18 protein-coding genes are annotated in these 20,066 nt (G+C 72.8%); 2 read left to right on the top strand and 16 right to left on the bottom strand.

What is annotated here, in order from left to right:
• Positions 1–17: 17 nt before the first annotated feature.
• The 9 genes from ACILR4_RS16165 to ACILR4_RS16125 form a co-directional block, all read right to left on the bottom strand.
• Complete coding sequence (locus tag ACILR4_RS16165) at positions 18–908, bottom strand: hypothetical protein (RefSeq protein WP_395701882.1); 891 nt, start codon at positions 906–908, stop codon at positions 18–20.
• A 222-nt stretch (positions 909–1,130) separates the two neighbouring features.
• The gene (locus ACILR4_RS16160) at positions 1,131–1,616 is read right to left on the bottom strand and encodes an alpha/beta fold hydrolase (protein ID WP_395701881.1); all 486 of its coding nucleotides are present in this window, start codon (positions 1,614–1,616) and stop codon (positions 1,131–1,133) included.
• Positions 1,577–2,020, bottom strand: coding sequence for a hypothetical protein (locus ACILR4_RS16155; RefSeq protein ID WP_395701880.1), 444 nt, complete (start codon positions 2,018–2,020; stop codon positions 1,577–1,579). Before ACILR4_RS16155 ends, ACILR4_RS16160 begins: the two co-directional genes overlap by 40 nt.
• Positions 2,021–2,127: 107 nt before the next feature.
• The gene (locus ACILR4_RS16150; RefSeq protein WP_395701879.1) at positions 2,128–3,204 is read right to left on the bottom strand and encodes an alcohol dehydrogenase; all 1,077 of its coding nucleotides are present in this window, start codon (positions 3,202–3,204) and stop codon (positions 2,128–2,130) included.
• A gap of 93 nt (positions 3,205–3,297) precedes the next feature.
• The gene (locus ACILR4_RS16145; RefSeq protein WP_395701878.1) at positions 3,298–5,091 is read right to left on the bottom strand and encodes a S8 family peptidase; all 1,794 of its coding nucleotides are present in this window, start codon (positions 5,089–5,091) and stop codon (positions 3,298–3,300) included.
• A 146-nt stretch (positions 5,092–5,237) separates the two neighbouring features.
• Positions 5,238–5,615, bottom strand: coding sequence for a ribbon-helix-helix domain-containing protein (locus ACILR4_RS16140; RefSeq protein ID WP_395701877.1), 378 nt, complete (start codon positions 5,613–5,615; stop codon positions 5,238–5,240).
• Positions 5,616–5,635: 20 nt separating this feature from the next.
• Entirely contained in the window at positions 5,636–6,214 is a 579-nt protein-coding gene (locus ACILR4_RS16135) for a DJ-1/PfpI family protein (RefSeq protein ID WP_395701876.1), read from the bottom strand.
• A gap of 327 nt (positions 6,215–6,541) precedes the next feature.
• Complete coding sequence (locus ACILR4_RS16130; RefSeq protein WP_395701875.1) at positions 6,542–8,800, bottom strand: protein-disulfide reductase DsbD family protein; 2,259 nt, start codon at positions 8,798–8,800, stop codon at positions 6,542–6,544.
• 172 nt (positions 8,801–8,972) lie between these two features.
• Positions 8,973–10,394 carry an FAD/NAD(P)-binding protein gene (locus ACILR4_RS16125; RefSeq protein ID WP_395701874.1) on the bottom strand — a complete coding sequence of 474 codons (1,422 nt, stop codon included), beginning with the start codon at positions 10,392–10,394 and terminating at the stop codon, positions 8,973–8,975.
• Positions 10,395–10,502: 108 nt separating this feature from the next.
• Between ACILR4_RS16125 and ACILR4_RS16120 the strand changes: the two genes are divergently transcribed.
• Positions 10,503–11,069, top strand: coding sequence for an NADPH-dependent FMN reductase (locus ACILR4_RS16120; RefSeq protein WP_395701873.1), 567 nt, complete (start codon positions 10,503–10,505; stop codon positions 11,067–11,069).
• 28 nt (positions 11,070–11,097) lie between these two features.
• Here ACILR4_RS16120 and ACILR4_RS16115 read toward each other — a convergent pair whose 3' ends face one another.
• Positions 11,098–12,054, bottom strand: coding sequence for a CysB family HTH-type transcriptional regulator (locus ACILR4_RS16115; RefSeq protein WP_395701872.1), 957 nt, complete (start codon positions 12,052–12,054; stop codon positions 11,098–11,100).
• 120 nt (positions 12,055–12,174) lie between these two features.
• On the opposite strand from ACILR4_RS16115, the gene ACILR4_RS16110 reads away from it, so the two are divergent.
• Complete coding sequence (locus tag ACILR4_RS16110; RefSeq protein WP_395701871.1) at positions 12,175–12,894, top strand: alpha/beta fold hydrolase; 720 nt, start codon at positions 12,175–12,177, stop codon at positions 12,892–12,894.
• Here the strand turns inward: ACILR4_RS16110 and ACILR4_RS16105 are convergent.
• From ACILR4_RS16105 to ACILR4_RS16080, 6 genes are all read right to left on the bottom strand, one after another.
• Positions 12,880–13,269, bottom strand: a complete 390-nt coding sequence (locus ACILR4_RS16105; RefSeq protein ID WP_395701870.1) for a DUF488 domain-containing protein — start codon at positions 13,267–13,269, stop codon at positions 12,880–12,882. The two genes, ACILR4_RS16110 and ACILR4_RS16105, sit on opposite strands and share 15 nt — an antisense overlap.
• Before the next feature lie 26 nt (positions 13,270–13,295).
• Positions 13,296–14,978 carry an AMP-binding protein gene (locus ACILR4_RS16100; RefSeq protein ID WP_395701869.1) on the bottom strand — a complete coding sequence of 561 codons (1,683 nt, stop codon included), beginning with the start codon at positions 14,976–14,978 and terminating at the stop codon, positions 13,296–13,298.
• Between the two features lie 153 nt (positions 14,979–15,131).
• Entirely contained in the window at positions 15,132–15,953 is an 822-nt protein-coding gene (locus ACILR4_RS16095; protein ID WP_395701868.1) for an HDOD domain-containing protein, read from the bottom strand.
• Between the two features lie 399 nt (positions 15,954–16,352).
• Complete coding sequence (locus ACILR4_RS16090) at positions 16,353–18,014, bottom strand: GMC family oxidoreductase (RefSeq protein WP_395701867.1); 1,662 nt, start codon at positions 18,012–18,014, stop codon at positions 16,353–16,355.
• Positions 18,015–18,107: 93 nt separating this feature from the next.
• Positions 18,108–19,517, bottom strand: a complete 1,410-nt coding sequence (gene creD / locus ACILR4_RS16085; RefSeq protein WP_395701866.1) for a cell envelope integrity protein CreD — start codon at positions 19,515–19,517, stop codon at positions 18,108–18,110.
• 98 nt (positions 19,518–19,615) lie between these two features.
• Positions 19,616–20,066: ATP-binding protein (locus ACILR4_RS16080; RefSeq protein ID WP_395701865.1), on the bottom strand; the 451-nt coding region annotated here is incomplete at its 5' end.

The raw sequence follows: 20,066 nt of genomic DNA, 5'->3' as shown, positions 1-20,066 counted from the left end.
CGGGGCCCCGGAAACGGCTAGTACGCATGGACCGCCACCACATGCACCACTGCGCTCAGCACCAGCAGCACCACGAAGGGCAGGTGCGCCACGTGCCACAGCGCGAACAGGCGCTCGTAGGCGCTGTACTGCGCCACGCGCACCACGGCTTCGAGGTAGCGCGCCACCAGCTTGCAGGCGTGGCGGCGGCGGCGCGCCAGCTCATCGGCGCCCCAGCCGCGGCGTTGCGCCAGCGCGGCCAGCGGCGCCTGCAGCCGCTGCTGGCAGCGCCGCCGCTCGCGCCAGGCCAGCCATGGCAGCCACAGCGCCTGGCGGAACGCGCCTGCCAGGCCGGGCGGCGTGCCCAGCACGCGCTGCTCGAAGGCGCGCAGGCCGGCTTCCACCTCCGGCGCGAAAGCCAGGCGCGAGCGGGCCTGGTCCTCGACGAAGCCGGCGCGGGCCTGCAGTGCCTGCAGCGAGGTGCGCTCGCCGCTCAGGCCCCGGTGCACGCGCACATACAGGAAGCGACCGATGACACCGCTGGCAACGACCACCACCATGCTGAGCAGCGCCACGCCGGCATTGAGCGAGCCGATGCGGAAGGTCGAGTGCACCAGGATCAGCCAGGGCCCCAGCAGCCCCAGCACCATGTGCAGCGCGAACCACCACTTGACCCGGCCGGCCTGGTGCAGCGCGCGCCAGTACTTGCGCAGCGGGTACAGCAGCAGCGCGGCCAGCATCATCGAGCCGCCGGCCACCGCGATCCAGTAGCTCAGGTCGTCGCCCGAGCGCAGCCAGCCGCCACGGCCCAGCACCCAGGCGGCCGCCACCAGCGCCGGCAGCAGCAGTGCCAGCCAGTGGTCGCCACTGCGGCGCCGTGCCGGTGCCGGCGTGGCAATCGCCTCATCGCTGGCCACGCTGGTGTTCATGTCGTCCTTCGCCTCCGGGGCGCCTCGTCGTCAAGGCGCCACATTGCCGGCAGCACCGCTGCCGGCCTCCCCGGTCCCACTGCCATTCCTGTGCATGGCCCCGCGGGGCCCTCTGTTGTTCCGCTGTTCGGCGCAGCGGTCAGGCGATGGTGCGGGCCGGCCCGGCGGCGATCGCTAAGCCCGCTTAAGCTTGTGCTGCCGGTTGTTTCAGCGCCGGCCGGCTCACGACGCGGTGGCCGCGCATTCCTGGCGGCCGAAGCGCTGCTCGATGGCCTGGGCCAGCCGCGCCGGCGCGCTGAGCATCGGCACATGGCCCAGCCCGGGCAGCAGGTGGAGCGTGGCCTGCGGCAGCGCGGCGGCCAGGCGCTGCGACTCGGCCGGTGGCGCGATCGCGGCGCGATCGCCGTGCAGCAGCGCCACCGCGACACCGGAGGACTCCGCGGCCAGCACGCAGCGGTCGATGCGCTGCGCATCGGCCACCGCCGCCAGGTCCTGCACCATCGCCTCGTGGCCGATGGCCTCGGCCCCGCAGTGGCTGGCGCCGCTGCCGCGGTGGTCCAGGCTGACGCAGCGCCAGTGCGGCAGCTGGCCGAAGACCTCGTGCCACAGCTCGCCGCTGCCGATCCAGCCGCCAATGGCAAGCAAAGTACGCGGCCCCTGGCCGAAGCTCAGCGAGAACAGGCGGGCATCGGGGCGTTCGATGAACATGATCGTGACCTCCGTGGATGGGAGCCTCGATTGCAGTGTCCAAGCGCACCGGGCGCCACGGGACAGCGGTCCCGCGCGCGCGGCAGCGTCCCGCTGCCGCCGTCGCGGATGCGCACGATGGCCTGCGCGCGGCCCTCGACCTGCAGCCGTGCGTACAGCGCCGACAGCGCGTTGCGCAGGGCCGCGGCCTCGGCGCGCACGTCCAGCGAGGCCCGCGCCAGCATCAGCGCCGCGGCATGCTCGCCGTCGCAGCTCAGCCGCTGCTGCTCGTTCAGCGACTCGGCCTGCTCGCGGCTGGCGTCCGGCACCATCGTCGAGGTGAAGTACTGCTGCACCGCGCTGTCGAGCGAGGGCGGCAGTGCATCCCGGCCGGACAGGCCGCAGCCCCGCTCGTCATAACGCACGATCTGTGCGGCCAGACCCAGGCGATGCGGGCACCCGAGGGCGCACGGGTGAGGTGGATCGTGGTGTCGAGCGGACCGGGCATGGGCGTGCCCGGATGCTGACGAACTCAGGCTTGGAGAACCACCCGCCCCACGACCCGGCCCTGCGCCAGGTCGGCCAGCGCGGTGTTGACGCTGGCCATCGGCCGCAGGTCCAGCGGGATCGCCGGCAGGGGGACGCGCTGCGCCAGCGCCACCAGTTCGCGCAGGTCGTGCAGGCTGCCGACGTAGGAGCCGCTGATGCGCAGCGAGCGCAGCGCGAACATGGGCAGCGGCAGGCGGAACTCGCCGCCGAACAGGCCGACGATCACCACCTGGCCGGTGCGCCGCACCAGGTTCACCGCCATCGCCGAGCTGGCTTCGCCGCCGACGAAATCGAGCGCACCGGCGATGTTGAAGCCGCAGGCCTTGTTGATCGTCTTCAGCGCATCGGGCGCGGCCGGGTCGAAGGCCAGCGCGGCGCCATGGGCCAGCGCCGAGTCGCGCTTGGCCGGGTCGGGGTCGATGGCGACGATGCGCGCCGGCGTGGTGGCCGACAGCAGCGCCACCGCGGTCATGCCGACGCCGCCGCAGCCGATCACGGCCACCGCCTCGTCGGCCGTCATCGCGTCGAGCTTGCGGATCGCGCCGTAGGCGGTGATGCCGGCACAGGCAAAGGTGGCCGCGCGCGCCGGGTCCAGCGAGCCGATGGGCACCAGGTAGCGCGCATGCGGCACCCGCACCAGGTCGGCAAAGCCGCCGGGGCGCTGGATGCCCAGCGTGTTCTGCGCCTTCGGGCACAGGTGGTCGTCGCCACGGGCGCACACCGGGCAGGCATTGCAGCCGATCCAGGGGTAGACGACGACCTGCTCGCCCAGCGCCAGGCCCTGCACCTTGGGGCCGAGCTCGACGACCTCGCCGCCGATCTCGTGGCCCATGGTCACCGGCAGCCGCGTGCCGGCGCGTTCCAGCGACGAGAGCTTGCCGCCGCCCATGTCGAAGCCGCCGGCCTGGATGTGCAGGTCGGAGTGGCAGATGCCGCAGTGGCGGATGCGCACCGTCACTTCCTGGCCGGTGGGCGCGACCAGTTCGTCGGCCTGCTCGGCCAGCGCGCCGCCCCAGGCGCTGAAGGCCCAGCGGTGGGCGCATCGGTAGTTCAGGCTCATCGCTCGTCGCTCCTCGGCGCGCGGCTCGTGCGCGCTGGCGTGACGCTAGCACCGGCCGTGCCCGGTCGGTGCGGCGAGGGTGTCACCCGCGTGTCAGAACCCCGCGGCGGCGGCCTGCGGCAGGTACTGGCTCATCGGGCCGACATCGGTGAGGTTCCACTCGCGGCCGTCGTGCAGGTAGATGCGCCCGTTCGCCGTGCCCAGGTAGATGCCGGTGGCCGGGTAGTAGCGGTAGGTGTAGGGCGCGAAGTAGCCGCTGGTCGCGGGCTTCGGGAACAGCTGCGGGTACACCGACTCGGCCCAGTCGAACACGCGGTCGGCGGCGGCCAGCGCCACCGCGCCCTGGGTGTCCAGCAGGCCGGCGCCGCAGGTGCTGGTGGTGCAGTAGCACTCGAGCTGGTCGGTGTCGTCCGGTGCATGGCAGGCCACCACGTCGGCATCGGAGCCGGTGGTCGGGAACGGCCGCGCGCTGTTGCGCAGCGCGGTCTTGATCTGCGCCGGCGTCATCTTCGGGTTCACCGACAGCATCAGCCCCACCGTGCCGGCCACCAGCGGCGTCGCGAAGCTGGTGCCCACCGAGTAGTTGGTGCTGTCGCTGTAAGTGTTGAGGGCCGGGCCCTTGGTGCCGCTGTTGGTGGTGGTGAGCAGCGGGTACAGGCAGGTGTTGTCCTCGACGCAGTTGCCCGCGGGCGCGGCGATGGTCATCTCCGGACCGACGTTGGAGTAGCCGACCTTGGTGCCGATGTGGCGCACGCCGGCCACCGCGATGGCGCCGGGGCAGTTGGCCGGCACGCCCACCGCATGGCCGGTGTCGTTGCCGCTGGCCACCACGACGGTGACGCCGGCGGCCGTGAGCTCGTTGAACACGTCGACGTAGTCCGGCGCCTCGCTGACGCTGCAGCTGCCGGTGGAACCCAGGCTCATGTTCAGCACCTTGGCCGGGCGCGGGTTGCTCTGCGTTTCCGACAGGCCGGCGGCCCAGCGCATGCCGGCGATGATGTCGCTGTCGAAGCCGCCGCAGCGGCCCAGCACGCGCACCGGCAGCAGCATCACGCTGCGCCCGACGCCGGCCATCCCGACGCCGTTGTTGGTGGAGGCACCGATCAGGCCCGAGACCTGGGTGCCATGCCAGCTGCTGTCCGACGCGGGTTCGCCGCTGGCGCATTCGTTGGCATTGGTCCAGTCGCCGGGATCGCTGGGGTCGGCATCGCGGCCGCTGCCGTCGTTGGCGGTGACGCGGTCGGCGATGAAGTCGTAGCCCGACTGCAGCTTGCCGGCCAGGTCCGGGTGGTTCAGGCGCACGCCGGTGTCGAGCACCGCCACCGTGACGCTGCTGGCGCCGGTGCTGAGGTCCCAGGCGCCCACCGCGTTGATCGAGGCCTTCACCGTGCTGTCGGGCGCCCGCAGGTACCACTGGCCGACGGCGGGGGAGATGCCGGCCGCGGCATTGAACAGCGGGTCGTTGGGCACCGCGAAGGCGCGGCGGCGCAGGTCGGGCACCGCGTATTCGACTTCCGGATCGGCGGCCAGGCGCGCGGCCAGCGCACGCGAGCTCAGGCTCTTGTCGCCATGCAGCACCTGGCTGCGGCGACCCAGCGTGATGCCGTCGCGCAGCGCCAGGCCCAGGCGCCGGGCCATCGTCGCGGCCTGCTGCGGGCCGGCGCTGGCGGTGCTGGCCGCGCCTTCGCCGCTGCCGGCGGCCTGCACCTTCATCAGCGTGGACCCGGTCCTGTACTTGACGATCACGCGCGCACCGGCGGGGTCTTCGGCCGGGTCGTAGGCCACCACCGAGCGGCGCGGGCCGGGTTCGTGGGTGGCCGACCAGCCCGCCAGGGGCCAGGCGGCGGCAAGCAGCAGGGGAAGCAGGGTCAGGCGGCGCAGGTTCATCGGGGCTCTCTCGCTTTGGGCGGGCATGCTAGCGCCCACACCGCCATTGGCGCATCGACTTGTTGCTGCGGTCTTGCTGATTCCTCGCAACAAAGCGTGAAGAGCGTGCGCCCGGCCGGCGCCGGGGCGTGAGGACCGCCCCGCCTTCAGCTCAGGCTGCGCGGCGGTGCCGGCCGTCCCCAGCCCGGTGCCAGCCCGCGCAGCACGGCCTGCGGGTCGAGCGAGCGGATCGCGATCGCGGTGTCGGCCGGAATGGCGCCCTGCGCCAGCAGCGCCTCGTAGCGCAGCGCGCTGACGCGCAGGAAGGACGCGAAGTTGCCGACCTCGCCGCGCGCGGCGACCAGTTCGTCGTACAGCTTCTCGATCAGCTGCACCACGTTCATGCCGTCGCGGCGGGCGATCTCCTCGAGCACCTGCCAGAACAGGTTCTCCAGCCGGATGCTGGTGACCACGCCATGCAGCCGCACCGAGCGCGTGCGACTGTCGTAGCTTTGCGGGTCTGCGCTGATGAACACCTCGCACATGGCAGGGCTCTCCGGAAGGGTCAGGTCTCGATCCGGGTGCCCAGCACCGCGAGGAACTGGGCAATCCAGGCCGGGTGTGCCGGCCAGGCCGGCGCGGTCACCAGTGTGCCGTCGGTCACCGCCTGGTCGATGGCAAGGCCCATGTATTCGGCGCCGGCGAGCTCCACCTCGACCTGGCAGGCCGGGTAGGCCGAGACCTTGCGGCCCTTCAACAGCCCGGTGGCCGCCAGCAGCTGGGCGCCATGGCACACCGCCGCCACCGGCTTGTTGGCGGCGAGGAAGTGGCGCGCGATCTCGACCACGCGGCTGTTCATGCGCAGGTACTCGGGCGCGCGGCCACCGGGGATCAGCAGCGCGTCGTAGGCCTCGGGGCGCACCTCGGCGAAGGTGGCGTTCAGCGTGAAGCGGTGGCCCGGCTTCTCGCTGTAGGTCTGCGCGCCTTCGAAGTCATGGATGGCCGTGTGCACCCAGTCGCCGGCCTTCTTGTCCGGCGCCACCGCATGCACCGTGTGGCCCACGGCGCTGAGGGCCTGGAACGGCACCATGGTCTCGTAGTCTTCGGCGTAGTCGCCGCACAGCATCAGGATCTTGCGGGCCATCGGGTGTCTCCTTCGTGGCGGGATGGGGTCCGGCCATTGTTCGAAGGAAGCACCTCTTGCGGGTAGCAGCCGGCTGTTGTGTCGGCCCCGGCCGCCTGGCGGCCGCCCCCGAGGGGCCACCAAACCCGACCGGGCAACCCGGATCGGGTTTGGCCCTTCAGACACCACCGCGCGCCCCTGGCCGCGGCGCGGCCTGTCCCCTACCGGGGAGAAACCTCGGAGCCCCTATCCCGCGGCGTACTTGACCGAGCAGCCGTAGGGCTGCGTGACCGGCTTGCTAACCGGCTTGCCGGCCAGCGCCTGGTTGACCGGGTGGGTGTCGGTCGGTCAGGGCACGGGCATCGCGCCCAGGGGCTGCGCCACCGGCCAGGCGGCGATGGCCTCGCGCACGCTGGCCACGCTCAAGAGCTCGGGCAACAGCCGCGGCTGGGCCTGCCCCGGGCCGTAGGCCGCGTACACCGGCACGCCGCTGCGGCCCAGCGCGCCCAGTGTCTGGGTGATCTGCGGGTCGCGCCGGGTCCAGTCGGCGCGCAGCAGCAGCACGCGGCGCGCGTCAAGGTCGGCCAGCAGGCCGGCATTGGCCAGCACGCCGTGCTTGTTGAACTGGCAGGTCACGCACCAAGCCGCGGTGAAGTCCACCAGCACCGGCCGGCCTTCGGCCTGTGCGCGCTGCACCGCCTCGGGCGACCAGGCCTGCCAGCGTTCGCTGGCCGCCGCCAGCGCCGGTTGCTGCGTGCCCACCGGGGCCGGCGGCAGCTGCAGCTGCGGCCAGGCCCACAGGCTGGTGCCCACCAGCCCCACCGCGGCCAGCGCGCCACCGGCACGGCGGCCCAGGCGGCCGAGCCCGCGCGAGCCCCAGACCCAGGCGCCGAAGGCCACCAGCAGCAGCACCAGCAGCAGCGCGGTGGCGCCATCGACCCCGACCTGGTGGCCCAGCACCCACAGCAGCCACACCACGGTGGCGTACATCGGGAAGGCCAGCAGCATCTTCAGCTGCTCCATCCAGGCGCCCGGCCGCGGCAGCAGGCGGGCCAGCCGCGGCCAGCAGCACAGCACCAGGTAGGGCGCGGCCATGCCCAGGCCCAGCGCGAGGAACACCGACAAGGCCTGCAACGGCGGCTGCGCCAGCGCCGCGCCCAGTGCCGCGCCCATGAACGGCGCGGTGCAGGGCGAGGCCACCAGCACCGCCAGCACGCCGGTCAGCGCATGGTCCAGCAGCGGCCGGCGGGCGCGCACGGTGCACAGCTGCCCGGTCATCGCGCCCGAGAAGCCGAACACGCCCGACAGGTTCAGGCCGATCAAGGTGAACAGCAGCGCCAGCAGCGCGACGAAGCCCGGCGACTGCAGCTGGAAACCCCAGCCGAGCTCGGCGCCGCCGGCGCGCATCATCAGCAGCAGCGAGGCCAGCACCAGGAAGGACAGCAGCACGCCGCCGGCATAGGCCAGGCCACCGGCCACCAGCTGCCGGCGCTGGCCGCCATGCGCGGCCAGGCCGAGCACTTTGAGCGATAGCACCGGGAACACGCAGGGCATCAGGTTCAGCAGCAGGCCGCCGACGAAGGCCAGGCCCAGCGTGGTCAGCAGCCAGGGGGTCTCCACCGGCGCGGATTCGGCGGCGGCCGTTGGCAGCTCCGGCACGGGCAGCCGCGGGGCGGGAGCGGCCGGGGCGGGAGCGGCCGCGGCGGCAGCCGCCGGTGCGGTGGCTGGCGTGATGTCGGCGTTCGCGGCGCCGGCGATGGCCGGCCAGCCGCCCAGCACCGGGCCGGCCAGCGCCAGGCCGGCCGGCTGGCCGGCGGTGGTCAGCACGACCTGCAACTGCTCCGGGCTTTCGCTGCGCTGCGGCGACAGCGGCTGGCTCAGGCGCAGCGAGTCGCCCTGCCATTGGGCCTGCGCCGGCGCGGCGTGGTCGATCACGCCGGCCTGCGCCGCGAACAGCTGCAGCGGCTTCTGGCGCCACGCGGCCGGCAGGCCGGTGGCCTCGATGCGCAGCGCGGTGCCCTCGACCCGGGCCTGCAGCTTCACGCCCGCCGGCGCGGCCGGCACCGCGGCCAGCGCCTGCGTGAAGCGCTCGGCCTGCGCGGTGATGGGCTGCCCCGTCGGCAGATCCAGCGCGAAATCGCCCGACTGGGGAATGCAGGTGTCGTTGCACACCAGCCATTCGGCATGCAGCTTGACCGGCAGCGGACCGCCGGCCCACCCCGCCGGCAGCGCCAGCTTCACCGGCAGCAGCAGCCGGCCCTCGTAGCCGTAGTTGACCAGCGGGCCCACCGGCAGCCGCTGCGGCGTGGGCCACTGGACAGGCCCGACGCTGGCGCCAGCGGGCAGCGTCCAGCGCAGGGTGGTCGGTAGCCCCGAATCGCCGGGGTTCTGCCAGTAGGTGTGCCAGTGCGGAAGGGCGTCCAGCGCCAGCCCCAGCCAGACCGGCTTGTCCGGTGCCAGGCCCTCGGGCGCATGGACCAGCAATTCGGCCCGCACCTGGTCGGTCTGCACCACCGGGCCCGCGGCGGGCGCGGCGCCCAGTGCCAGCGGAGCGCCGCCGGCGAAGGCGGCAAGGGCGACGAGGAGGGGAGCAATCAAGCGGCGCACGGAACATCCTGCCAGGGGGCGGACCCCGGCCCAGCGCGCACTACAGCGTCAAGCGGCGCTCCTGGCAAGCGGGGGTCTGGCAAGACCCTTCATCGCCCTGCGGCATTCGGGGTCCACCAGCGCCGGTGCGGCGGGGTGCCGCGAAGGCTTCGCCAGACCGATGGGCGGTTTTTCAGCCGACGAGCAGCCGCTGGGCCAGCTGCTGCGCATGCACCCGCAGCTCGGGCACCGCCGTGGCCTCCCAGTCGCGCGCCTTCAGCAGTGGGCCGATGTACGACAGCGTAGGCGACGGCCGGCCGGCGCGGTCCAGCACCGCGTACTGCGCATCGACCGCCAGGCCCAGGCCCAGCGCGTCGGGGCACAGCTGGCCGCTGGCCAGCAGCTCGCGCACCAGCGGCGAGCTGCAGCGCTGCAGGTCGGCGCTGGGTCCGGTGCAGTTGACGATGTACTGCACGCGCAGGCCCTGCGTGCCGGCCGCGCCGCGCGGGCGCAGCTGCACCTGCAAGGCCCCGTCGACCGCTTGCACATCGGCGATGCGTGCGGCCTGCACCGTCAGCGCGCCACTGTCGCGCAACTGCTGGAAGCGGTCGTGCGCGCTGGGGGCGCAGCGGTGGCGCAGCACTTCCCAGAACGGCCGCACATGGCGCAGGAAGCGCGCGCGGTCGGCCAGTGACAGCCGCTGCCACAGCGCCGGCGTGTGCGGCCGCAAGGCGCCGATCAGGTCGCGCCAGTCCTCGCCGCGGGCCAGCGCCGCACGCACCGCGCGGCGCAGCACGCGCAGCTGCTGGCGCAGGCTGCCGCCCATCTCGGCCACCAGCGCGGCGCCGTCGAGCGCGCCGGGCACCGCGCCGCTGCGGCGGTGCGACTGCGGCAGCAGCCCGCGGCGCGAGATGCTGACGAGCCGCCCGCTGCGCGCGCCGGCCTGGGTCAGCGCCAGGGCCACATCCACCGCGGTGAGCCCGGCGCCGACCAGCAGCACGTCGTCGGCAGGGCCGATGCCGCGCAGCGCGCCGGGCCGCCAGGGGTCTCGGATGTAGCGCGCGCCGGCCGCGGCCAGCGCCGCGGGCGGCAGCGGGTCGAGCGGCGCGAAGTGGCCGAAGGCCAGCACCACGTGGTCGGCGATCACGCTGCTGCCCTGGTCCAGCAGCAGCTCGGCGCGGCCGCCGGGACCCTCGGTGCGCAGGCCGATCACGCGGCCGACGATGCGCTCGAGCGTGGCCGCGCCGTCGTCGCGCAGCTCGGCCGCCGACAGCAGCGCCTCGAGGTAGGCGCCGTAGAGCCGGCGCGAGACGAAGGCGCCTGGCTCGACGCGCGGGTCGGACCAGCGGCAGTAACGCACGAAGTCCTCGGCATCGTCGGCCAGCGCGCTCATGTTGCCGGCCGGCACGTTCAGCACATGCGCGCTGCTGTGCGTGCCATAGGCCAGGCCCCGCGCCATGCGGCCCGATTCGTTGATCAGCACCACCTGCAGGCCCTCGGGCGGGGCGCGGCGCAGCAGCTGGATCGCGGTGACGGCGCCGCTGAAGCCGGCGCCGACGATGGCGATGCGGCGGGGCGGACGCTTTGGCGGTGGCGAGGTCGGTTCGGCGTGCATCGGCGGGCGATTGTCGCGGCGGAGGCTGTCTCGATGGTGACCGATGTTAGTGACTGCAGCGGCACCCGAGGGCCCCGCCACCGCATCGGGCCCGTACCATCGGGCCCCATGAGCACCGCCCCACCCGTACGCCGTCTCGGCGTGATCGTCGGCAGCCTGCGCCAGGCATCGTTCAACCGCCGCCTCGCACTGGCGCTGCAGCGCCTGGCGCCGCCATCGCTGCAATGGCAACCCATCGCCGTCGGCGACCTGCCGCTGATCAACCAGGACCACGAGAGCGCGCTGCCCGCGCCGGTGCAGGCCTTCAAGCAGGCGCTGGCCGCCTGCGACGGGCTGCTGCTGGTGACGCCGGAGTACAACCGCTCGATCCCGGCGCCGCTGAAGAACGCGATCGACTGGGCCTCGCGCCCCAAGGGCCAGAACTCGCTGGGCGGCAAGCCCTGCGCGATCTGCGGCACCTCGCCCGGCCAGCTGGGCAGCGCGGCGGCGCAGCAGCACCTGCGCAACGTGCTGTCGGTGCTGAACGCGCCGACGATGTCGCAGCCCGAGCTGTTCCTGCACTTCACGCCCGAGCTGATCGCGGAAGACGGCTCGGTGGCCAACGACGCGACGCGCCAGGTGCTGGAGCGCTACATCGCGGCGGTGGCGGCCTGGGTCGAGCGCTGGGCGGCCTGAACCCTGGGGCGTCCGCGGCCCCGCGGCGTCACAGCATCGGGTCCTGCTCCGGCGTGGCCACCATCGCCTGTTCGACCAGGCTGCGTGTCAGCGGCGCGGCGAAGGTGGTGATGAAGTCGTAGACGTAGTCGCGCAGGTAGCTGCCGCGCTTGATGGCCAGCCGCGTCATGTTGGCGGCGAACAGGTGGCGCGCGTCGATGGCGCGCAGGTGGCGGTCGCGCTCCTCGTCGTAGGCGATGGCCGCGACGATGCCCACGCCCATGCCGAGCTCGACGTAGGTCTTGATCACGTCGGCATCCATCGCCACCAGCACCACCTCGGGCGCCAGCCCGGCGCGCTTGAAGGCCTCGTCGATGTGCGCGCGGCCGGTGTAGCCGGACTCGTAGGTGATCAGCGGAAACTCGGCCAGGCGCTGCAGCGTCAGCGGCTTGCCGGCCTGGGCGTCTCGCGCCAGCGCATGGTCGGGCGGCAGCACCACGCTGTGGGTCCAGCGGTAGCAGGGCAGCGCCAGCAGTTCCTGGTAGTCGGCCAGCGCTTCGGTGGCGATGCCGATGTCGGCCTCGCCGTCGATCAGCATGCGGGCGATCTGCTGCGGCGTGCCCTGGTGCAGCTGCAGCTGCACCTGCGGGTGGCCGGCGCGGAAGTCGCGCACCGCGGCCGGCAGCGCATAGCGCGCCTGCGAATGGGTGGCCGCGATGGTCAGCGCGCCGCTGCCGCTGCGGGCGTAGTCGTCGCCGGCGCGCTTGAGGTTCGCGGCCTCGTGCAGCAGGCGCTCGACGATCGGCAGCACCACCTCGCCCGGCGGCGTCAGCCCGGTCAGGCGCTTGCCGGCGCGCACGAAGATCTCGATGCCGAGTTCGTCCTCCAGCTCGCGGATCTGCCGGCTCACGCCCGGTTGCGAGGTGTGCAGCGTGGCCGCCACCTCGGTGAGGTTGAAGCCCTGGCGAACGGTCTCGCGCACCGATCGAAGTTGCTGGAAATTCATGGCCGCGCGGTCTTCTTATGCGGAAATCGAATTATTGATGCGTGCAGGGCACGGCCAACGAAGGTTTTGAACCAAGCAAGCACGCCTGGCGCATAAGGCCGGGCTGGCACACTGCGCCGGATGCCCGAACCCACCCTGCTGCTGCTGCCCGGCCTCGCCAGCGACGAGGCAATCTGGCGCGATCAACTGCCGCCGCTGCGCGCCCGCGGCCTTCCGGTGCAGGTGAGCGACGCGCATGCCCGCTGCGCGACGCTGCCCGAGATGGCCGCCGCGCTGCTGGCCGAACACGCCGGGCCGCTGCTGCTGATCGGCACCTCGATGGGCGGCATGCTGGCCTTCGAGCTGCTGCGCCAGGCGCCGCAGCGGGTGCGGGCGATGGCCCTGCTGGGCTCCTCGGCGCGGGCGGACACGCCCGAGCAGATCGCGCTGCGCAGCAACGCGATCCCGCTGTTCGAAAGCGGCCGCATGGACGAGGTGCTGCGCGCGAACGTGCTGTTCGCGTTCCACCCGTCGCGCAGCGGCGACCGTGCGCTGGTGGAGGACTACCTGGCGATGATCGGCCGCGCAGGGCCGGCGCAACTGGTGCGGCAGAACCGCGCGGTGATGGCCCGGCCCGACAGCCGGCCCTTGCTGCCGCACATCCGCTGTCCGGTGCTGGTGGCCTGCGGCGACGCCGACCTGCTGACGCCGCCGGAGTGTTCGCGCGAGATCTCCGCGGCCGTGCCCGGCGCGCGCTTCGAACTCATCGCCGACTGCGGCCACCTGCTGACGATGGAGCGGCCCGCGGCCGTCAACGCGCTGTTGGCGGACTGGCTCGACGGGATCTCAGGGCAGCACTGAGGCGCCGCGCTCCTGCAGCAGGGCGCGCAGGATCGAGCGATGGCAGCGCGCCTCGTGCTCGCAGTAGCAACCGACCGAGAACGCGCTGGTGTGCGACAAGGTGGCCAGCAGGTCGAGGCTGCGCGCGGCATCGGGCTCGGCCATCTCGGCGCGGTAGCGCTTGGCGAACTGCGCCCATGCGGCGTCATCGCCGGCCTGCTGGCCCAGCTTCATCGTCTCGACGCTGGGCGCAAGGTTCGGGTACCAGGTGTCGTACCAGTCCTGGCGCGCGAATTCGGTCTTCGGCACGCCGCGCGGCGGCCGGCGCACGGTGCCGATGCGCGGGCCTTCGTCCGGCGCGCGCGGGCTGCCCAGGCGCACGATGCGAATGGCCATCGCCGTACTCGTCGTGACCTCGGGGCTCAGACCCAGATCACCGGCTTGCGCGATTCGGACCAGGCCTCGTAGCGCTGCGCATAGACCTCCTCGACCCGGTTGCGCTTGACCTTGAAGGTCGGGGTGATGAAGCCGTTGTCCACGGTCCAGGCCTCGGTCACGACGATCAGGCTGTCGAGCTGCTCGTGCGGATCGAGCGAGGCATTCACCGACTTCAGGTGCGCAGCCAGCGAGCCTTCCAGCTCACCGCGCGCGGCCGCGTCCTTTGCGCGTTGGGCGGCATCGATGTTCAGCATCACGATGGCCAGCGGCTGGCCGAGGTTGGCGCCGGTCACGCAGCAGGCCTCGATCGCGGTGTGCATCACCAGGCGGTCCTCGATCGGCGCCGGCGCCACGTACTTGCCCTTGCTGGTCTTGAACAGGTCCTTCACGCGACCGGTGATGCGCAGGTTGCCCTCGGCGTCGAGCTGGCCCTTGTCGCCGGTGTGCAGCCAGCCATCGTCGGTGAAGGCCTGCTGGGTGAGCTCGGGCTCCTTGTAGTAGCCGAGCATCAGGCCGGGGCTCTTGACCTGGATCTCGCCGTTGGCCGGGTCGAGCCGGCTCTGCACGCCGTCGTAGGGCAGGCCGACGGTGCCGGGCCGCTGCACGCCGGGCAGCGTGGCATGCGAGACGCCGCAGTTCTCGGTCATGCCGTAGACCTCGATGATCGGCAGGCCGAGCTCGGCATACCAGCGCAGCAGCTCGGGCGGCATCGGCGCGGCGCCGCCGGCGGCGAACACGCACTGGTCCAGCCCCAGCGCGCCGAGGATCTTCTTGCGCACCAGGCCGCGCACGATCGGGATCTTCAGCAGGCGCTTCAATTTCTCCGGCGGCATCTTGGCGCTGACGCCCTGCTGGAACTTGACCCACAGCCGCGGCACCGAGAAGAAGCCGGTGGGCCGCGCGCGCTGCAGGTCCTGCGTGAAGGTTTCCAGGCTCTCGGCGAAGAACACCTGCATCCCGGTGGCGAACAGGCCGTGCTCGATCAGCGTGCGCTCGGCCACGTGGGACAGCGGCAGGTAGCTCAGCACGCGCGTCTCGGTGTCGAACTTCACCCGCTTCATGCCGGTGCCGACCGACCAGGCAAAGGTGTCGAAGCTGTGCATCACGCCCTTGGGCGCGCCGGTGGTGCCCGAGGTGTACATGATGGTCGACAGCTCGCTGCCGGGCCGCACCGGCTCGCCCTTGATCGGCTGCGTCTTCGCGATGATGTCGTCCCAGGCCGGGCAGTCGAGCTTGGGCGCCAGCGGCAGGCTGATGCAGGGCAGACCCTGCGGGATGCCGGGCTTCATCGCGTCGAAGCCGTCGAGCTTGCCGATGAACAGCAGCTTGGCCTCGCTGTGGTTCAGGATCTGGCGGATGGTCTCGGCGGCCAGCGTGGGGTACAGCGGGACCGAGACGCCGCCGGCCATCCAGATCGCCCAGTCGGCCATCAGCCACCAGGCGGTGTTCTTGGACATCAGCGCCACCTTGTCGCCGGGCGCCAGGCCCAGGCTCTTCAGGTGCGCGGCCATGCGGCGCGTCTGGTCCATCGCCTCGCGCCAGGTGAATTCGCGGATCACGCCGCCGCCCATCGGCTGCACGAACACCCGGCGGTTGGGCGCGGTCTTTTCCCAGTGGTACAGGCGCTGCAGGGCCAGGTCGCTGGCGGGCACGGATGCTTGGCTCATGGGGCGGCGACGCTCGCGGTTCGCAAGAGGGTGGAGCGGCGCAGCGTAGCCGGCCCTTACGGGCTGCGCCCATGAGGGCTTTCCAGGGCCGGGTTAGCCCGGGCGCGGGCCGGGCGACAGCTGCTTCAGCGGCAGCAATCGGCGCGGGCGCCGTCAGCGCCCGTGCGCGGCGGCCTCGGCCAGCTGTTCCTGGATGCGGCGCGCCGAGCGCAGCAGCAGCGTGGTGTCGAGCTCGGCCTGCGGGCCGACGGCGGCGGCCGCTTCGTCCAGCTGCTCGGGCTGGCGCATCAGCGCGTCGGCCAGCACGGACAAGGCCAGCACCGCGCGCCGCGGCACCGGCGCGGCCTGCAGGTCGCGCTGGTCACGCGCGGCCACGTGGTGGCGCACGCTGGCCACCGCGGCCGGGCCCAGGCCCCAGCTTTCGCACAAGGCGGCGCCCAGCGCGTCGTGGCTGACGCCAAAGCCGGTGTGCTCCAGCTGGCACAGCTCGGCATCGCTGGTGGCCGCGCGCAGCATCGCGCGGTAGTGGTCCGGCGCATGACGGAACAGCACCGCCTTGCCGCATTCCTCGAACAGGCCGGCCGAATGCGCGGCCCAGGCGTCGAGCCCGAGCGACTGGCCGAGCCGGCCCATCAGCAGCCCGCGCTGCGCGGCACGGGCCCAGATCGGCTCCAGTTCCGGCGCCGGCGGGAAGGCCGCGCGCAGGCCCATCTCGAAGGTGATGCCGGCGATCTCGCGCGTGCCCAGGTAGGTGACGGCCTGCTGCACGCTCTGCACCCGGCCTTTCAGGCCGTAGAGCGAGGAGTTCACCGCCTTCATCACCGCCGCGGCCAGCGCCATGTCGGCCTCGACCAGTGCGGCAATAGCCTGCAGGTTCACGTCCTCGTCGGCGAGCAGCAGCGACAGCCGGACCAGCGAATCCGGCTTGGACGGGATGTCGATGTCGAGCGTGCGCAGGCGGGCGTTGACGGACATGGCAGTGGCAGGCTGGGGGATCTCACCACAGGGTAGCCCCTGGCGCCGCCCGGCAAAGGGCAAATCAACGGTCGGGCGGCACGCAATATCGACAAATGGCAACAGCGCCGGCGGCGGCCCAAGAAAAAAGGCGCCGGGGGTTGCCCGGCGCCTGCAATGGGTGCCCCGTGTGATGCGCAGGTCCGCTGTCCTCGGCCTGCTGCTGCCACGGATGCTTGTGCTCGTTCGACTCTGTTGCTGTCTCCTCAGTCCCCCGGGCGGCGCGGGTGTCCAAGCCCAACACCGCCGAGTGGGCGCAATGTAGGCAGGCGCATGACCAACGTCATCCAGGGTTAACCCGTCATGCAGCGGCAAAACCACACACCGCCCCGCGAACCCGGGGCCGCGGCGGCGGCAGTCTCAGCCGCGGGCCGCGGCGTCCTCGCGCAGCCAGGCCGCGGCGCGCTCGGCAATCATCAGGGTCGGCGCGTTGGTGTTGCCGCTGGTGATGGTGGGCATCACGCTGGCGTCCGCAATGCGCAGGCCGGCCAGGCCGCGCACGCGCAGCCGTGCGTCGACGACCGCCATCGCGTCGTCGGCCCGGCCCATGCGGCAGGTGCCCACCGGGTGGAAGATCGTCGTGCCGATGTCGCCGGCCAGGCGCGCGAGTTCCTCGTCGCTCTGGAACTGCACGCCCGGCTTCACCTCGCGCGGCCGGTACTTCGCCAGCGCCGACTGCGCGGCGATGCGGCGGGTCAGGCGCAGCGAATCGGCGGCGACCTGGCGGTCTTCGGCCGTCGACAGGTAGTTGGCCTGGATCGCCGGCGCATCGCCCGGCCGTGGCGAGCGGATGCGCACATGGCCGCGCGACGTGGGGTTGAGGTTGCAGACGCTGGCGGTGAAGGCATTGAAGCGGTGCAGCGGCTCGCCGAAGGCATCCAGCGACAGCGGCTGCACGTGGTACTCGACATTCGGATGCGCCTGCCCGGCCGATGAACGGGTGAAGCAGCCCAGCTGCGAGGGCGCCATGCTCATCGGCCCGCTGCGGGTGAGCAGGTACTGCAGGCCGATGCGCGCCTTGCCGAGCAGCGAGTGCGCCATCGTGTTCAGCGTGCGCGTGCCTTCGACCTCGAACACCGCGCGGATCTGCAGATGGTCCTGCAGGTTCTCGCCGACGCCCGGCAGCTCGTGCTGCACGGCAATGCCATGGGCCTGCAGCAGCGCGCCCGGGCCGATGCCCGAGAGCTGCAGGATCTGCGGCGTGCCCACCGCGCCGGCGGCCATCACCACCTCGCGCCGCGCGCGTGCCCGCAGCGGCGCGCCGCCGCCAGCGGGCAGCGCCTCGAGGCCGGTGACGCGCGGCCCTCCATCGCCGGTTTCCACCACCAGCCGCGACACCTGCGCCCCGGTCCACACCTGCAGGTTGGGCCGCTGCGCCGCCGGCCGCAGGAAGGCCTTGGCCGCGTTCCAGCGTACGCCGCGCTTCTGGTTGACCTCGAAGTAGCCGACGCCTTCGTTGTCGCCGCGGTTGAAGTCCTGGCTGGCCGGGATGCCGGCCTGCTGCGCGGCGGCGGCGAACGCGTCGAGGATCTCCCAGGACAGGCGCTGGCGCTCGACGCGCCATTCGCCGCCGTGGCCGTGCGCGGCGTCGTGCGCCGCATCGCCCGGCGCGCGCCAGTGGTCCTCGTGCTGGCGGAAGAACGGCAGGCTGGCGTCCCAGCGCCAGGCGGCGTCGCCGCAGGCCTCGGCCCAGGCGTCGTAGTCGCGGCGCTGGCCGCGCATGTAGATCATCCCGTTGATGCTGGAGCAGCCGCCCAGCACCTTGCCGCGCGGGTAGCGCAGCCGGCGGCCGTTCAGCCCGGGGTCGGGCTCGGTCTGGAACAGCCAGTCGGTGCGCGGATTGCCGATGCAGTACAGGTAGCCCACCGGGATGTGGATCCACAGGTAGTCGTCGTAGCCGCCGGCCTCGATCAGCAGCACGCGGCAATCGGGGTCGGCGCTCAGCCGGTTCGCCAGCAGGCAGCCGGCGGTGCCGGCGCCGACGATCACGTAGTCGTAGGTGGGAACGCTGTCGTCGCTCACGGGGTGGGGTCTCCAGGCAGGCGACCGGGCGGTGGCGCCCGGGCTGCCTGCACTGTAGTGGCCCGGCGGGCGCGCCGGGCCTCGCGTCGCCCGCTAGCGTCCAACCGGTGCGGCCACCGCCGCGCTGCGGCGCCAGCTGTCGAACAGCGTGTACCAGTCGACGCGGCGGGTCAGCACCATCACGGCGGCGAGCACGACGAACAGCGCGAGCGAGCCGACGACCAGCGCGTTCTGCTCCATCTGCAGCAGCAGGTACAGCAGGCCGTAGAGCAGGCCGATGCCGGCGCCGAAGGCGAGGCCGGCGCGCCAGCGCCCGAGCATGTGGCCGCCGTAGTAGCCCAGCAGCAGCGCGCAGGCGGTGGCCGCGACGCCGTAGGCCTGCGCGAACGGCAGGTGTTCCGACAGGCTCAGCAGCAGCAGGAAGAACAGGCTCAAGCCCAGCCCGACCAGCGCGTACTGGATCGGGTGCACGCGGCGGCCGGACAGCGCCTCGACCAGCAGCACCGCGGCGAAGGTGAGCACGACGAACAGCAGGCCGTACTTGATGGCGCGGTCGCTCAGGACGTACGGATTGACCGGGTCGAAGAAGGCGACCGAGAGCGTGTCCAGGCAGCCCGCCGCACGCGCGCCCGGCGGGCTGTAGGCATCGCCGTCGACGCCCATCGCGCCACCGCACAGCGGCACGCCGCGCTGCAGCTGGTCCGGCGCACCGGTGGCCAGCGAGGAAACTTGCCAGGCCGCCTCGAAGCCGCCGGCCGAGATGCTGCGGCGCTCGGGCAGGAAGCGGCCGCCAAACGAAGGGTGCGCCCAGTCCGAGGACAGGTGCCACTCGGTGGCCTCCGCCGCCGGCACCAGCGCCAGCTGGCCGGTGCCGGCCAGCTGCAGTTGCCAGCGCGCCTGCAGCGCAGTGGCGGCGGGCCGGTTGGCCGGCAGGTCGGCATGCACGCCCTGCGGATACGCCGCGCTCAACGTGCCGGCGCGCACCGCGGCCGGCCGCTCGTCCAGCGTCAAGGCGGCGGCGCGCAAGCCACGCACGTCACTGATCGCCAGCACCAGGCGCGGCGCTTCGCAGGCCCAGCGCGAATCGCTGCGCTCGCGGCGCGGCGACTGCGCGAAGGGCGCGCTCCAGGCCGCATCGAGGGTCACCGGGCCGCCATAGGTCGGGATGCGGAAGAGCCCGCGCGTGCGCAGTTCGCTGCGCACCTGGGCGCCGACCACCAGCTGGTCAGGCACCCGCCGCAGGGTCGGCTCGCGCCGCTCCACGCTAAGCTTGCGGTCCTTGCCTTCGCCGCTGACGACGTCCCACTCCTCGACGCAGCGCTGCTCGACCCAGGGGCCGATCAGCGTCTGCGCGCCGGCATGGGATTGCTCGACGCTGCGCTGCGCCTCGCCCTGCCGCGCCTGGCGCTCGTCGACGAGGAAGCCGATGCGCATCAGCACCGCGCTCAGCATCAGCACCAGCAGCGCCAGTGCCAGCACCTTGAACAACAGGGGAAATCGCATGAACGGCAGCCTCCGTGAATGAAGCTGCCGATGCTCGGCGCCCGGGGTGAAGCCGCCACGCGCTGCGTGAAGGCGGCGTGAAGCGACGGCCGTCTCGCTCAGCTGCGCGGCAAGCTCAGGCGCACGCGCAGGCCCGGCTGCGCCTGCTCGAACTGCAGGGCGCCACGGTGCAGCAGCGCTACCTGGCGCACGATGGCCAGGCCCAGCCCGCTGCCCTTGCGGCCATCGGCCGGGCGCGGCGTCGAGAAGAAGCGCTGGCCCAGCTGCGGCAGCGCGAAGTCGGGCACGCCCGGGCCATGGTCGCGCAGCGTGATGCACAGCGCCTGCGGCTGGGCCTGCACCGCCAGCTCGATCACCGAGCCGGCCGGCGCGAAGTCCATCGCATTGGCCAGCAGGTTCGACAAGGCCAGCCGCAGCCGCTCGGCATCGGCCGGCACCGCCGTGCCGTCGCGCTGCGCCCACTGCACGGCCACGCCTCGCTGGCGCAGCGGCGCAGCCAGGTCCTGCAGCAGCGCGTCGATCAGCTGCAGCGGCGACACCGGCGGCAAC

This window comes from Aquabacterium sp., assembly GCF_044226965.1.
Lineage (GTDB): Bacteria > Pseudomonadota > Gammaproteobacteria > Burkholderiales > Burkholderiaceae_C > Pseudaquabacterium.
This window is presented reverse-complemented; position numbering and strand designations above follow the sequence as displayed.

Excerpts from the sequence above, each read along its gene's own strand:
- ACILR4_RS16165 (WP_395701882.1), bottom strand. The coding sequence starts at position 908 with ATGAACACCAGCGTGGCCAGCGATGAGGCGATTGCCACGCCGGCACCG.
- ACILR4_RS16160 (WP_395701881.1), bottom strand. The coding sequence starts at position 1,616 with ATGTTCATCGAACGCCCCGATGCCCGCCTGTTCTCGCTGAGCTTCGGC.
- ACILR4_RS16150 (WP_395701879.1), bottom strand. The coding sequence starts at position 3,204 with ATGAGCCTGAACTACCGATGCGCCCACCGCTGGGCCTTCAGCGCCTGG.
- ACILR4_RS16145 (WP_395701878.1), bottom strand. The coding sequence starts at position 5,091 with ATGAACCTGCGCCGCCTGACCCTGCTTCCCCTGCTGCTTGCCGCCGCC.
- ACILR4_RS16140 (WP_395701877.1), bottom strand. The coding sequence starts at position 5,615 with ATGTGCGAGGTGTTCATCAGCGCAGACCCGCAAAGCTACGACAGTCGC.
- ACILR4_RS16135 (WP_395701876.1), bottom strand. The coding sequence starts at position 6,214 with ATGGCCCGCAAGATCCTGATGCTGTGCGGCGACTACGCCGAAGACTAC.
- ACILR4_RS16125 (WP_395701874.1), bottom strand. The coding sequence starts at position 10,394 with ATGCACGCCGAACCGACCTCGCCACCGCCAAAGCGTCCGCCCCGCCGC.
- ACILR4_RS16120 (WP_395701873.1), top strand. The coding sequence starts at position 10,503 with ATGAGCACCGCCCCACCCGTACGCCGTCTCGGCGTGATCGTCGGCAGC.
- ACILR4_RS16115 (WP_395701872.1), bottom strand. The coding sequence starts at position 12,054 with ATGAATTTCCAGCAACTTCGATCGGTGCGCGAGACCGTTCGCCAGGGC.
- ACILR4_RS16110 (WP_395701871.1), top strand. The coding sequence starts at position 12,175 with ATGCCCGAACCCACCCTGCTGCTGCTGCCCGGCCTCGCCAGCGACGAG.
- ACILR4_RS16105 (WP_395701870.1), bottom strand. The coding sequence starts at position 13,269 with ATGGCCATTCGCATCGTGCGCCTGGGCAGCCCGCGCGCGCCGGACGAA.
- ACILR4_RS16100 (WP_395701869.1), bottom strand. The coding sequence starts at position 14,978 with ATGAGCCAAGCATCCGTGCCCGCCAGCGACCTGGCCCTGCAGCGCCTG.
- ACILR4_RS16095 (WP_395701868.1), bottom strand. The coding sequence starts at position 15,953 with ATGTCCGTCAACGCCCGCCTGCGCACGCTCGACATCGACATCCCGTCC.
- creD (WP_395701866.1), bottom strand. The coding sequence starts at position 19,517 with ATGCGATTTCCCCTGTTGTTCAAGGTGCTGGCACTGGCGCTGCTGGTG.